The sequence below is a fragment of the Pseudomonas sp. D2002 genome, assembly GCF_013385735.1.
In the GTDB taxonomy this organism is placed as follows: Bacteria; Pseudomonadota; Gammaproteobacteria; order Pseudomonadales; family Pseudomonadaceae; genus Aquipseudomonas.
This window is the reverse complement of the sequence record NZ_JACAPL010000015.1, coordinates 53185-65908: the sequence shown is the minus strand read 5'-3', so window position 1 is coordinate 65908 and position 12724 is coordinate 53185. Positions and strand designations below refer to the sequence as shown.

The 12724-nt window shown below is 60.2% G+C and carries 12 protein-coding genes; 1 reads left to right on the top strand and 11 read right to left on the bottom strand.

Annotated features, from left to right (window positions below; genetic code table 11):
* Nucleotides 1–12: 12 nt before the first annotated feature.
* Both HX783_RS25455 and HX783_RS25450 read right to left on the bottom strand, forming a co-directional pair.
* Complete coding sequence (locus HX783_RS25455; RefSeq protein ID WP_177018696.1) at nucleotides 13–2160, bottom strand: 3-hydroxyacyl-CoA dehydrogenase NAD-binding domain-containing protein; 2148 nt, start codon at nucleotides 2158–2160, stop codon at nucleotides 13–15.
* Between the two features lie 16 nt (nucleotides 2161–2176).
* The gene (locus HX783_RS25450) at nucleotides 2177–3382 is read right to left on the bottom strand and encodes an acetyl-CoA C-acetyltransferase (RefSeq protein WP_177018695.1); all 1206 of its coding nucleotides are present in this window, start codon (nucleotides 3380–3382) and stop codon (nucleotides 2177–2179) included.
* 645 nt (nucleotides 3383–4027) lie between these two features.
* Between HX783_RS25450 and HX783_RS25445 the strand changes: the two genes are divergently transcribed.
* The gene (locus HX783_RS25445; protein ID WP_177018694.1) at nucleotides 4028–4834 is read left to right on the top strand and encodes a cytochrome c; all 807 of its coding nucleotides are present in this window, start codon (nucleotides 4028–4030) and stop codon (nucleotides 4832–4834) included.
* 146 nt (nucleotides 4835–4980) lie between these two features.
* Here the strand turns inward: HX783_RS25445 and HX783_RS25440 are convergent, their stop codons facing one another.
* The 9 genes from HX783_RS25440 to HX783_RS25400 form a co-directional block, all read right to left on the bottom strand.
* Nucleotides 4981–5784, bottom strand: a complete 804-nt coding sequence (locus HX783_RS25440) for a transglutaminase family protein (protein ID WP_177018693.1) — start codon at nucleotides 5782–5784, stop codon at nucleotides 4981–4983.
* Nucleotides 5781–6731 (bottom strand): alpha-E domain-containing protein, encoded by a 951-nt coding sequence (locus HX783_RS25435; RefSeq protein ID WP_177018692.1) that lies wholly within the window; start codon nucleotides 6729–6731, stop codon nucleotides 5781–5783. Before HX783_RS25435 ends, HX783_RS25440 begins: the two co-directional genes overlap by 4 nt.
* 4 nt (nucleotides 6732–6735) lie before the next feature.
* Nucleotides 6736–8145 carry a circularly permuted type 2 ATP-grasp protein gene (locus tag HX783_RS25430; RefSeq protein WP_177018691.1) on the bottom strand — a complete coding sequence of 470 codons (1410 nt, stop codon included), beginning with the start codon at nucleotides 8143–8145 and terminating at the stop codon, nucleotides 6736–6738.
* Nucleotides 8146–8559: 414 nt separating this feature from the next.
* The gene (locus HX783_RS25425) at nucleotides 8560–8901 is read right to left on the bottom strand and encodes a ribonuclease E inhibitor RraB (protein ID WP_003193463.1); all 342 of its coding nucleotides are present in this window, start codon (nucleotides 8899–8901) and stop codon (nucleotides 8560–8562) included.
* Between the two features lie 213 nt (nucleotides 8902–9114).
* On the bottom strand, nucleotides 9115–9351 hold the full coding sequence (locus HX783_RS25420) for a hypothetical protein (RefSeq protein ID WP_159959023.1): 237 nt from the start codon (nucleotides 9349–9351) through the stop codon (nucleotides 9115–9117).
* A gap of 103 nt (nucleotides 9352–9454) precedes the next feature.
* Nucleotides 9455–10060, bottom strand: coding sequence for an START domain-containing protein (locus HX783_RS25415; RefSeq protein WP_159959025.1), 606 nt, complete (start codon nucleotides 10058–10060; stop codon nucleotides 9455–9457).
* 41 nt (nucleotides 10061–10101) lie between these two features.
* Nucleotides 10102–10356 (bottom strand): YkgJ family cysteine cluster protein, encoded by a 255-nt coding sequence (locus HX783_RS25410; protein ID WP_159959027.1) that lies wholly within the window; start codon nucleotides 10354–10356, stop codon nucleotides 10102–10104.
* A gap of 162 nt (nucleotides 10357–10518) precedes the next feature.
* Nucleotides 10519–11010, bottom strand: coding sequence for a translation initiation factor 2 (locus tag HX783_RS25405; RefSeq protein ID WP_177018690.1), 492 nt, complete (start codon nucleotides 11008–11010; stop codon nucleotides 10519–10521).
* Between the two features lie 114 nt (nucleotides 11011–11124).
* Complete coding sequence (locus HX783_RS25400; RefSeq protein WP_159959031.1) at nucleotides 11125–12567, bottom strand: PLP-dependent aminotransferase family protein; 1443 nt, start codon at nucleotides 12565–12567, stop codon at nucleotides 11125–11127.
* Nucleotides 12568–12724: the final 157 nt, after the last annotated feature.

Genomic DNA, 12724 nt, shown 5'->3' with positions numbered 1-12724 from the left:
AGGGTGTTTCGGTCAGGCGAATATTTCTCCTCGTGCCGCTTTCTCAAGCAACAACGTCGGCGGCGAGAACCGTTCCCCATACTGCTCCGCCAGGTAACGCGCCCGGGCGATGAAGTCGTTCAGGCCGTACTGGTTGATAAACTGCAGCGCGCCGCCACTCCAGGCGGCAAAGCCGATGCCGAAGATCGAACCGACGTTGGCGTCAGCCGTGGACATCAACACGCCCTCCTCCACACACCGCACGGTTTCGATGGCCTGGATAAACAGCAAACGGTCGCGCACATCCTGTGGCGCAATCTGTTTATCGGGCTGTTCAAACCGCGCTTTCAGCTCGGGCCACAGGTGTTTCTGCCCACCTGCCGGATAGTCGTAAAAACCACCGCCGGCCGCCTTGCCCGTGCGTTTGTACTCGTTCACCAACAGGTCGATCACCTGCGTCGCCGGATGCGTCGGCAGCGCCTTGCCTTCCGCCTGCAGGTCTTTCGCCGTTTGCTGTCGGATATGGCTCATCAAGCTGAGCGACACTTCATCCGACACCGCCAATGGCCCCACCGGCATGCCGGCTTTGCGTGCTTCGGTTTCGATCATCGGCGCAGCCACGCCTTCGCCGAGCATGGCAATGCCTTCGTTGGTAAAGGTGCCGAACACCCGCGAGGTAAAAAAGCCGCGATTGTCGTTGACCACGATCGGGGTTTTCTTGATTTGCAGTACGAAATCAAAACCTCGGGCCAGGGTTTCGTCGCTGGTGTGAGTACCCTTGATGATTTCCACCAGGGGCATCTTGTCGACCGGGCTGAAGAAATGCAGGCCGATGAATTTGCCTTGATCGGGCACGGCGTTGGCCAGGCCACTGATGGGCAAGGTCGAGGTGTTGGAGGCAATGACGGCGCCTGCACCGACCACATTTTGCGCAGCGGCCGAGACTTTGGCCTTGAGGTCACGATCTTCAAAAACCGCCTCGATGATCAGGTCGCAGCCAGCCAGGTCGGCATCAGCGGCCGTAGGATTAATCCGCGCCAAGGTGGTTTCCCGCTGTTCGGCGGTCAATTGCCCACGGCTGACCTTCTTGTCCAGCAGCGCAGCGCTATGGGCCTTGCCCTTTTCAGCAGCGGCCAAGTTGACGTCTTTGAGTACCACGTCGATGCCCGCACACGCGCTGACGTAGGCAATACCCGCGCCCATCATGCCCGCGCCGAGCACGCCGACTTTGCGCGTGATGTACGGCGTAAAGCCTTGTGGCCGCGAGCTGCCGGCGTTGATTTCATTGAGCTGAAACCAGAACGTGCCGATCATGTTTTTCGCCACCTGCCCGGTGACAAGCTCGGTGAAGTAACGGGTTTCGATCAGGTGCGCAGTGTCGAAATCCACTTGGGCGCCTTCCACGGCGGCGCAGAGGATTTTCTCCGGGGCCGGGAAGCAGCCTTGGGTTTTGCTACGCAACATCGACGGCGCAATCGCCAGCATTTGCGCCACTTTCGGGTGGGAAGGCGTGCCGCCAGGAATCTGATAACCCTTGGTGTCCCAAGGCTGCCTGGCTTCAGGATTGGCGAGAATCCAGGCGCGAGACTTGGCCAGCAGCTCATCGCGGCTAGTCGCCAACTCATTGATCAACCCCGCTTGCAGCGCCTGTTGCGGCCGCACTTTTTTGCCCTCCAGCAAATACGGCAAAGCCTTCTCCAGCCCCAGCATGCGCACCATGCGCACGACCCCGCCGCCGCCCGGCAACAAGCCCAAGGTGACTTCCGGCAAGCCGAGTTGCACCGCCTTGTCGTCCAGCGCGACGCGGTAATGGCACGCCAGGCAAATCTCCCAGCCGCCGCCGAGTGCTGCGCCATTGATGGCGGCCACCACCGGCTTGCCGAGGGTTTCCAGGCGGCGCAGTTGGGCCTTCAATACCCGCACGCCGTCGTAGAAATCCTTGGCGTGGGCCTTATCGACTTTGATCAGTTCGTTGAGGTCGCCGCCAGCGAAAAAAGTCTTCTTCGCCGAGGTGATTACCACACCAGCGATGTGGTCCTTTTCCGCTTCCAGGCGTGCGACGGTGGCCGCCATGGCCTCGCGGTACACGCCGTTCATGGTGTTGGCGCTCTGGCCGGGCATGTCGAGGGTCAGCACCACGATCTGGTCCTGGCCTTTTTCGTAACGAATGGCTTCGGTCATGTCAGGTTCCTTGGGCTCAGAGGCGTTCGATGATGGTGGCGATGCCCATGCCACCGCCGACACACAAGGTGGCCAGGCCGTAGCGTTGCTGGCGCACTTCCAGTTCGTCGAGCAGAGTGCCGAGGATCGCGCAGCCCGTGGCGCCCAGCGGGTGGCCCATGGCGATGGAACCGCCGTTGACGTTGACCCGCGCAGCATCGATGCCCATGTCCTTGATGAACTTGAGGACGACAGACGCAAACGCTTCGTTGACTTCAAACAGGTCGATGTCTTCCACGCGTAAACCGGCCTTGGCCAGGGCTTTGCGCGTAGCCGGTGCCGGGCCGGTGAGCATGATGGTCGGATCGGTGCTGGTGACTGCCGTGGCGACGATGCGCGCGCGCGGTTGCAGGCCTAACTCGCGGCCTTTGGCTTCAGAGCCGATCAACATCAGCGCCGCACCGTCAACGATGCCGGAGCTGTTGCCCGGTGTGTGCACGTGGTTGATGCGTTCCACATGGCTGTAGACCCGCAACGCCGTGGCGTCAAAGCCCATCTGACCCATCATTTCGAAACTCGGTTTGAGCTTGCCCAGGCCTTCGAGGGAGGAGTCGCCACGGATGAATTCGTCGTGGTCCAGCAGCACGATGCCGTTCTGGTCCTGCACCGCGATCAGCGACTTGTTGAAGGAACCGTCTGCGCGTGCCCTGGCCGCTTTCTGTTGTGAGTGTAGGGCGAAGGCGTCGACGTCCTGGCGGGTGAAGCCTTCCAGGGTCGCGATCAAGTCCGCGCCGATGCCCTGGGGTGTGAAGTGGCTGTGCATGTTGGTCTGCGGGTCGAGCACCCAGGCGCCGCCATCGCTGCCCATGGGCACCCGCGACATGGATTCAACACCGCCGACCACCACCAGGTCTTCGAAGCCGGAGCGCACTTTCATTGCGCCGAGGTTCACCGCTTCCAGGCCTGAGGCGCAGAAGCGGTTGATTTGTACGCCGGCGACGCTGACGTCCCAGTCCGCCACCAGCGCGGCGGTCTTGGCGATGTCGGCGCCCTGGTCGCCCACCGGGGTGACACAGCCGAGGACGATGTCATCCACCTGGCGTGTATCGAGGTCGCTGCGTTGTGCCAGCGCAGTGAGCAGGCCTGCCACCAGATTTACCGGTTTGACGCTGTGCAGGGCGCCGTCGGCCTTGCCCTTTCCCCGGGGCGTGCGTATCGCATCAAAGATCAAAGCTTGGGTCATGACTTCCTCGAACGCTGTGCGTGTGTCCCCTACCTTAGGCCCGATTGACACGGTTTCAATGACGGATGCGCTCATTGCTTTTGACCCCCACGCTCGGACGAACGGTAGGGTGCTATGGGAAACGCCAGGTTAATCGTTTTAGCTGTCTAGCCAAGGCATTGGCGCCAAGATGGCGATAGGCCTCATGCCTTTTTAAGTAGAAATAATGATTAGCTGATATGAAATGGATCTAAGCCACGAAGAACGAGGGCTCTAAGGTTCAATCAGTAAGAAGTTGCTGCCGGGTTTTGCTGGGGCAACTGTAAGAAAAGCGACACGTCACGTTGCGATACTGAAAAAAACGGCACGCATTTGACGCTCAGGAATAACAACAAAAGGCAGTCAGCCATGTTCAAACATACCAAAGTACGTCAGGCGGGACTTATTCTGTTCGCCACCACACTGATTCTGATCTTGCCCAACTTGACCAAGGTTATTGGGTGACGACGCGACCCTCACATTCTGTGCACTCATTGCACCAGGACTGCAGCTTTTGGCAGCACCTGCCGGGACATTGCGTATAGCGGTCCTGTTGCAGGGGCTGTCTTTTTGCGTGCGAATTTCCGGTATCGTGAGCGCCATCGCCACTTCGAACCGGGCTCTCTCTTGAAATCGATCCTTGCCTTCCTCGCCTTGCTGTTGACCTTGCCGGCAACGGCTGCGCAGTTGACCATCGAGTTGGATAACAGCAGCAAGACCTGGCAAACCGCCGACCTGCTCAAGCACCCGGCTGTGCAGACGGTACAGATCGTCGATGACGTGTCCTACAAGCGCAATATGACGTATCGCGCGGTTCCGCTGGCCTCTCTCCTACCAGGCTTGAAGCCTGAAAATCACCTGCAAGCGGTTGCCCTTGATGGGTTCGCCGCCGAGCTGGCGGCGGCGCCACTGCTGGAAAAACACGGCGCACGCGCCTGGCTGGCGGTGGAAGACCCAGCCCATCCGTGGCCCGCGCTGGCAGAGGGCAAGCCGAGTGCCGGGCCGTTCTATCTGGTATGGACCGACCCACAGGCAGGGAACATCAGCCCGGAGCAGTGGCCGTTCCAGATGTCCGGGATCAAGCAATTGAAGACGGTAGCCGAACGCTTTCCTGCGTTGTTGCCGGACCCGAAATTAGCCGCGAATGACCCGGTCAACCAGGGCTTCGCGCTGTTTCAGAAGAACTGCCTGGCCTGTCACCGCTTGAATGGCGCTGGCGATGCGCAGGTGGGGCCGGACCTGAATATTCCCTACAACCCCACCGAGTATTTCAGCGGGGATTTCCTCAAGCGTTATATCCGCGATCCGCAAAGCCTGCGGCATTGGCCACAGGCGAAGATGCCGGCGTTCGCTGCCAGTGTGTTGCCGGACAGCGAGCTGGATCTGCTGGTGGGGTATTTGAAGCATATGGCGGGGCGTAAGCAGCAGCCTTGAGCCTGGCAAAGACGCTGAAAACACCACCGTTCACTGTGGGAGCTGGCTTGCCTGCGATGGCGGTCGGTCAGTTAACCCACTTACAGCTGACCCGCCGCTTTCGCAGGCAAGCCAGCTCCCACATTTGATCTGCTTCGTTCTGAAGATTATTGCTGCTGCACCAAAATCACCGGTGTCGGCGCCACAAACACCTTGGCGTGCATCTGCTCATGCCCGCCGCCTCGGCGCATGCCGCGTACCGGGCAGGCGTCGAGGTAATCCAGGCCTACGGCCAACTTTAAATGCCGCTCCGGCCGGGCCAATTGGTTGGTCACATCGAAGCTGTACCAGGCGTCATCCAGCCAGGCTTCGGCCCAGGCGTGGCTGGCCAGGTGCGTGCTGTCCTCCGAGTACAAATACCCCGACACATACCGCGCCGGAATCCCCAGGCTGCGCGCGCACGCCAGGAACGCATGCGTATGGTCCTGGCACACCCCCGCACGCCCGGCGAAGGCCTTGGCGGCGCAGGTGTCGACTTCGGTGGCACCGGGCGTGTAGACCATCGACTGGTTGAGCGCGTGCATCAGGTCGATCAATGCCGTGCGGTCACGGCGTAGATGGCAGTGCTGCTCGGCGAAGCCACGCAGGGCCTCGTCAGGTTCGGTCAGGCGCGTGCTGCGCAGGAACGGAAACGCCGACTGGCTCTCGTGTTCAGCTTCACGCAATTCGTCGATATCCACTTGGCCACGCGCGCCGATGATGATGGCGTCGTGGGGCTCGTCGAGTGTCAGCACATGCAGGATATTGCCAAACGGGTCGACCTGGGCGCGCACCGGGCGCGGCAAATCCAGCTGCCAACTGAGCACGTGCTGGCGCTCGCTGTCGTGGGGTGTGAGCCGCAGGTATTGGATGCTGGCGCGTACCTGGTCTTCGTAGTGGTAGGTGGTTTCGTGGCTGATGGAGAGTCTCATGCGGCCTCCAGGTAGGAACTGTAGATGGCGTCGCCCAACTGGCGAACCAAGGGGATAAAGTCGGTCAGCCAGGCGTGCAGGCCTTCCTCGAGGATTTCGTCAATCGCGGTAAAGCGCAGGCGCGCGTCCATCTCGGCGGCCAGGCGCTGGGCCGGGCGACCGTTGAGGCCTGGCAGGCTGGCGAGGATCTGGTCGATCTCTTCGCTGCAGGCGCGCAGCGAACGCGGCACGTCGGCACGCAACAGCAGCAACTCCGCGACTTGCCGGGCGCCGGGGGCGTCGCGGTAGATCTCGGTGTAGGCCTCGAACGACGACAATGCGCGCAACAAGGCGCTCCATTGATAATAGGCGTGGGCCGTGCCGTCACTGACGGCGGCGGCCTGGTCGCCGGCCATTTCGTAGCGCGCATCGAGCAGGCGCAGGGTGTTGTCGGCACGCTCGATAAACGTGCCCAGGCGAATAAAACGGAACGCATCGTTACGCATAATGGTGCCGTAGGTGGCGCCGCGAAACAGGTGCGAACGCTCCTTGACCCATTCACAGAACCGGCTCATGCCGTAGCGGCTGAGCCCCTGCTGGGCGATATCGCGAATATCCAGCCAGGTGGCGTTGATGTTTTCCCACATGTCGGCGGTGATTCGCCCACGCACCGCATGGGCGCTGGCCCGCGCGGAGCCGAGGCAACTGTAGATGCTGGCCGGGTTGGCCGCGTCCAGCGCGAAGAAGTGCAGCAGGCGCTCGGCGTGCAGTTCGCCGTGGCGCTCGTGGTAATCATCGAGGGTGCCGGTGATCAGCAGCGGCATCGCCAACTCATGCAGGCCATCGCCGCGTCCGTCCTGGGGCATCAGCGACAACGAATAGCTGACATCCAGCATGCGCGCGAGGTTTTCCGCGCGTTCCAGGTAGCGCGACATCCAGTACAAATCCGAGGCAGTTCTACTCAACATGGCATCAGTCCTCCACCACCCATGTGTCTTTGGTGCCGCCGCCCTGGGACGAGTTGACCACCAGCGAGCCTTCACGCAGGGCCACGCGGGTCAAGCCGCCGGGGACCACACGGGTTTCCTTGCCGGACAACACAAACGGCCGCAGGTCGATATGGCGCGGCGCAATACCGTTTTCGACGAAGGTCGGGCAGGTGGATAAACACAGCGTCGGTTGCGCGATATAGGCGTGGGGCTTGGCCATGATGCGGGCGCGAAAGGCTTCGATTTCGGCTTTGGTGGACGCCGGGCCCACCAGCATGCCGTAGCCGCCGGAGCCCTGGGTTTCCTTGACCACCAGCTCGGGCAGGTTGGCCAATACATGGGACAGCTCGTCAGGCTTGCGGCATTGGAACGTAGGCACGTTCTTCAGGATCGGTTCTTCATCCAGGTAAAAACGGATCATCTCGGTGACGAATGGGTACACCGACTTGTCATCCGCCACCCCGGTGCCAATCGCGTTGGCCAGCACCACATTGCCGGAGCGATACGCCGCGAGCAGGCCGGGCACGCCGAGCATGGAATCCGGGTTGAAGGCCAGCGGGTCGAGGAACGCGTCGTCGAGGCGGCGGTAGATCACATCGACAGCCTTGGGGCCGTCGGTGGTGCGCATGAATACGCGGTCGTCGCGCACGAACAGGTCGGCGCCTTCCACCAGTTCCACACCCATTTCTCGAGCGAGAAACGCATGCTCGAAGAACGCGCTGTTGAAGCGCCCAGGTGTGAGCACCACCACGCTGGGGTTATCCAGCGGGCTTGAGCTTTTCAAGGTGTCGAGCAGCAGGTTGGGGTAATGGTCGATGGGTGCTATGCGCTGGGCGGCGAACAGCTCGGGGAACAGGCGCATCATCATCTTGCGGTCTTCGAGCATGTAGCTGACGCCGCTCGGCGTGCGCAGGTTGTCTTCCAGTACGTAGTAAGTGCCGTCGCCATCGCGTACGAGGTCGACCCCGGAGATGTGGGAATACAGATCGCGGTGCAGGTTCAGGCCCTGCATGGCCAGTTGGTACTGCTCGTTGGCCAGCACTTGTTCGGCGGGGATGATCCCGGCCTTGATGATGCGCTGCTCGTGATAGAGGTCGGCGAGAAACATGTTCAGCGCCTTGACCCGTTGGATGCAGCCGCGCTCGACGATCCGCCATTCACTCGCCGGAATGCTGCGCGGGATGGTGTCAAAGGGGATCAGGCGCTCGGTGCCCTGCTCGTCCCCATAAAGGGTGAAGGTGATCCCGGCGCGGTGGAACAGCAAATCAGCCTCACGCCGGCGCTGGGCCAGCAGCTCGGCCGGCGTGTCGGCCAACCAGCGGGCGAACTCGCGGTAATGGGGGCGGACCAGCCCTGCCCCGTCGTACATTTCATCGTAATAAGTGCGGATCATGCCGTACTCCTTGTCACCCGGGCGCTAGAACCATCGCAAGGCCCGTGCCAGCGGCATAAACACTTAAAAATCAGTGAGTTGAATAAACCCCGGAATCTAGCCGCACCGTCCTGGTGCGCAGAATGCCCGGCGTCAGGTCCCGCGCTTCATCACAATGCGGGCTTTGACTATCAACAGCATAGCCAGAGTTGATTTCACTGCCCGCCTGCCCCTGCGGATAATCACTCCCATCTGCTGAACAGGATGCGTCCTACAGCTTCAGCGAACCGCTCTTCCCTTTAGGCCACCCTCTTTGGGTGGCTTTTTTTTGGTGCAGGAACCTGCAACGCAAGTTCTGCGAATATTTCTGGCGCACAAACAAAATCGGCCGACCCAAAGGGTCAGCCGATACGCTGTGTTGCTCATAAAGTGCCGCTACATGGGTAACCCACGCACCTCCTGCTTGACGCCCCATCCCTCGATGATCCCGCCCAAAGGCTCGACCACCGCTTCAAAGTCTTGCTCGAAGTCTCCTATGCCGTCGTAGGTTGCGAACATGATTTTGCTCAGTTCCAGGTACCAGGCGCCATCATCGCGCGCGCTGACCTGGGCATTCAGGGATTCCCCACGAAATCGACCCGCAGCTCTGCGCGCCCGTTCCTCATCCGGGAAAATGGCGTAGAACTCAATGGGGTGGAAACGTGAGAAGTCAAAACCGCCTTCTTTCATGCGGCGCAGTACGTTGGTGCTGATGTCTTCTTGATAGGCTGTGCTCATGAAACGTCCTCCTCAAACTGATGGATAGACTTTCCGTGCTTCCCGAAGACCGCGCCCTGCTGGCGCGGGTGCTACGGCATTAACGTCACCGCGGGAAAACAAGCATGTAGCTGACAAGACCAGACCTTAGCGATTCATTCGCTGATCTCACTTGCAGAGTAGCGCGAAGCTATCACCTCCACCAGAGGCGCTTGAATGACATACAGGGAATGTTCAGGCGGCGGGCGAGATGTCGAGGATTTGAATGCTGTTCTGGTCTTTGAGAATCTTGACCGTAGGCTCGGGTTTACGGCCCTCAAGGTCATTGAGGTCGAGCTCGGCAGCCACGGGCACGAGCTTGTTACGAATCATGTGTGCCGCATCTTCGAGGCTGGGCTTGTGATCGCAGGTGAACTGCTCGACGGACTGGACGCCGTGATCATCAACGAAGGTAATTTGCCACGTTTGCATCGGTGCCTCCTCGATAAAACCCGTGTGTGGGCTTACAACTATCTGGACCTTGAGGGCTCGGCAAACGTTCCACTCAAGTCAGGAGGCACCCGATTAACTGCGGTTATTTTTCAGCGTGTTCTTTCAACGCTTTCAAGGTGTTGAACGGCGCGTCCACCACGAACTTGTTGGCCAACCACGACGGCACGCTGCCACCTGGCTCGGTGTGCACCTGGTAGGTCACTTCGGTCTGGTTGTCGCCTTTGGGCACCAGCTTCCAATAGCCATCTACCTGGGCCACGCGCACGTAGCCTTTGACTTCCGGCTGGTAGGTCGGCACTTCCAGCAGTTTACGGGTCACGGTGCCGTCAGCCGCCTTGGACGTGGTGATCTCAAGGATCGAGTCGCGGTCGGTCACAGGGAACGGTGCCTTGAACTGGGTGTAGGTCCAGCTCTTGTCACCTTCGGTCTTGAGCAGTTTTTGCGATTTGCATTCATGGATCCAGGAGCAGGCACCGGCCACGTCTTCCTGCAGGGCCTGGATCTTGGCGACCGGCGCCTTGATCACGGTCACACCGCGATAGGCCTTGTACTTGGAGCCGGCAATTTCGCTCAGGGACACCTTGATACCGTCTTCGTCCTTGGCGACTTGCCAATCCTCAGCCTGGGCAGTGGCAGCAAACAACACTGTAAAACCGCACAACACAGCCATTCGTTTCAGCGAACCCATCGTTGTATTCCTTATTGTTGAAGTTCTGATAGTAAAGCCCATCAAGCCGCCGTCATCTGCTCCCACCAACCGATCAACCGGATCGCATCGGCCTGGTCAGTGCCACAGACATCCGGATCCGCCTTGAAATCACTGCACACCGCTGGGCGTTCCGGTTGGCCAAACAGCTGGCATAGCTGTTCGACCGACAGGTGCAGGCAGCGTTCGCCCGCCGGTTTGCCGTTAGGCATGCCCGGTAATGGCGAACTGATGGAGGGGGCGATGCAGCATGCGCCACAGCCTTCACGGCATTTCATGACCAGCAGGTCCTCGACGACTCAATATGGATGGCCGGGCTAGAGTACGCCCTTAAACAGCCGTTTTAAAATGGTCTAACAGGGGTTTTTCGCAGAAAACAAAAGTGACTGACCAGTCTGCGACAGATGGTCAGTGGGCAACGTCACCTTTGCGGGAAAAATTTATTGCTTGAATTCGAAGTCCAGCGCGGCGCCTTCCACGTCGCGGCGCTCCTCGTTGCGCAGTTGCAGCTTCATCTCATTGCTGAGCAGGCGACCGTTGATCTGGAACGCACTGTTGTCGGCGGGCTTTTCACCAAACATCGGCGGCAGCAAGGGCACGCTCTTGGGTTTGGGCATGGTACCGATGGGTTGCAAGTGCCTGACCATTTCCGACGGCAGGGACAAGTCCAACTGTGCCGATGGCAGTTTGGTCTGGGCCACTTCATGGGCGGACTTGGATTTGCTCGCAATCGGTGCGCGCTTTTTAACGGTGGCGGCTTTCTTCTTGGTCGCCGGGGCTTTTTTAGCCGGGGCCGCCTTTTTCGCGGGAGTTTTCTGCGAGGCATTGGCGGCGGGCTTGTTTTCAGCCACAGGGGCTGCCGCCAGCACCGTGCCGACATTGCACAGGCTTAACAGGCCAATCACCACAGCAGCGCGAAAAATAGAGGTCATATCGCCAACAGCATTAACGGCAGAGGGCCATATGCTCGCTTGTTGTGCGCGGCCTGACAAGTCTGGTGATTAGCCAGCTACCGTTACTGTCCCCTTTAGACGCCTCAACCGACGCTATAAAAGTCCGGCTGCGGTTTCCTGACACAGCTGGCTGGCCAGCATCCCCAACGTCATCAGCGCCCGCTCTGCCTCGCGGTTCCACGGCGTACCGCAATTGAGGCGAATACAGTGGTTGAACTGTTCCGTATTACTGAAAATTACCCCCGGTGCGATGCTGATGCCCTGCTGCAATGCGCGTACGTGCAGTTCCTGGGTATTGACCCGTCCGGGCAAACTGACCCACAAGATGAAGCCGCCGGTCGGGCGAGTCATCTGTGTGCCTTCCGGGAAGTATTGCTGCACCGCCAATTGGAAGGCGCTGAGATTCTTGCGGTATTCCTGGCGGATGTAACGCAAATGGCGGTCGTAACCGCCGTTCTCCAGGTAGGCCGCAACCCCCATCTGGGTCACGCTGCAGGCCGAGTGGGTGCTGAACATCTGCAGCCGCTGGATTTCCTGCTGGTATTTGCCGGCGATCATCCAGCCGATGCGCACACCGGGAGACAGGGTCTTGGAAAAGCTCGAGCAGTAGATCACCCGGTCGAGGCGGTCGTAGGCTTTCAGGGCCTTGGTGCGGCCCAGTTCGAACATCAGCTCGCCGTAGATATCGTCCTCGACAATCTGGATATCGAAATCCGAGGCCAGGCGCAGCAACTGTTTCTGGCGTTCCTCGGGCATGGTTGCGCCCAACGGATTGCTCAAACGCGTGGTCAGCACCAAGGCCTTGATCGACCATTGGTTGGCCGCCAGCTGCAGGGCCTCAAGGCTCATGCCGGTGGACGGGTCGCTGGGGATCTCGATGACTTTGAGGCCCAACAGGTCAGCCAGTTGCAGCAAGCCGTAATAGGTCGGTGATTCGGCGGCGATCAAATCGCCTGGGCGGGTCAGCACGCGCAGCGACATCTGCAACGCATCGACACAGCCGTGGGTGATCACCACTTCGGAGGGGTCTACCACCACGCCGGCATCGCGCATGCGAATCGCCACCTGGCGGCGCAGCGGCTCAAAACCGGGGCTGAACATGTAACTGAATGCCCGTGGGCTCTGGAAGCGCGTGACCTTGGCCAGTTGCTGGTGCAGCGCACGTACCGGCAGGTAATCCACACTCGGCACGGCGGCGCCCAACGGGAATACGCCTTCGCGGCGTGACTCGACCAATACCTGCTGGATGATGCTGCTGCGGGTGACCAACCCCGGGCGCTCGACCCGCGCGATGTCCGGCGTCGGTGCCGTCAGCGCCGGGGTCTGGTGCACGTAGTAACCCGACTGCGGCCGCGCCCGGATCAGCCCCTGGTCTTCCAGGTTGGCGTAGGCCTGCAACACGGTCGCGTGGCTGACGTTGAGCTGGGAGCTCATCTTGCGCACCGAAGGCACACGCTCGCCGGGTTGATAGACACCACGGCGGATGTCCTCAGCCAGTTGCTGGGCGATACGTTGGTAGAGCAACAGATTGGTCATGACGCAGCACTCGATTTCACGGGTATTTTATTTTTGTGTGAAACATACCGGCACAGTTTAGAAGTGTACGGGGACAGTTGCGAGAATAGTCGAGCGCGGGCGGCAGTGATAGAAAAAACTGTGAGGGTGTACCCCGAACAAAAATGTGGGAGCGGGC

Coding starts and splice junctions, on each gene's coding strand:
- HX783_RS25430 (WP_177018691.1), bottom strand. CDS start 8,145: ATGATCCGCACTTATTACGATGAAATGTACGACGGGGCAGGGCTGGTC.
- HX783_RS25455 (WP_177018696.1), bottom strand. CDS start 2,160: ATGACCGAAGCCATTCGTTACGAAAAAGGCCAGGACCAGATCGTGGTG.
- HX783_RS25440 (WP_177018693.1), bottom strand. CDS start 5,784: ATGAGACTCTCCATCAGCCACGAAACCACCTACCACTACGAAGACCAG.
- HX783_RS25450 (WP_177018695.1), bottom strand. CDS start 3,382: ATGACCCAAGCTTTGATCTTTGATGCGATACGCACGCCCCGGGGAAAG.
- HX783_RS25400 (WP_159959031.1), bottom strand. CDS start 12,567: ATGACCAATCTGTTGCTCTACCAACGTATCGCCCAGCAACTGGCTGAG.
- HX783_RS25420 (WP_159959023.1), bottom strand. CDS start 9,351: ATGCAAACGTGGCAAATTACCTTCGTTGATGATCACGGCGTCCAGTCC.
- HX783_RS25425 (WP_003193463.1), bottom strand. CDS start 8,901: ATGAGCACAGCCTATCAAGAAGACATCAGCACCAACGTACTGCGCCGC.
- HX783_RS25435 (WP_177018692.1), bottom strand. CDS start 6,731: ATGTTGAGTAGAACTGCCTCGGATTTGTACTGGATGTCGCGCTACCTG.
- HX783_RS25410 (WP_159959027.1), bottom strand. CDS start 10,356: ATGAAATGCCGTGAAGGCTGTGGCGCATGCTGCATCGCCCCCTCCATC.
- HX783_RS25415 (WP_159959025.1), bottom strand. CDS start 10,060: ATGGGTTCGCTGAAACGAATGGCTGTGTTGTGCGGTTTTACAGTGTTG.
- HX783_RS25405 (WP_177018690.1), bottom strand. CDS start 11,010: ATGACCTCTATTTTTCGCGCTGCTGTGGTGATTGGCCTGTTAAGCCTG.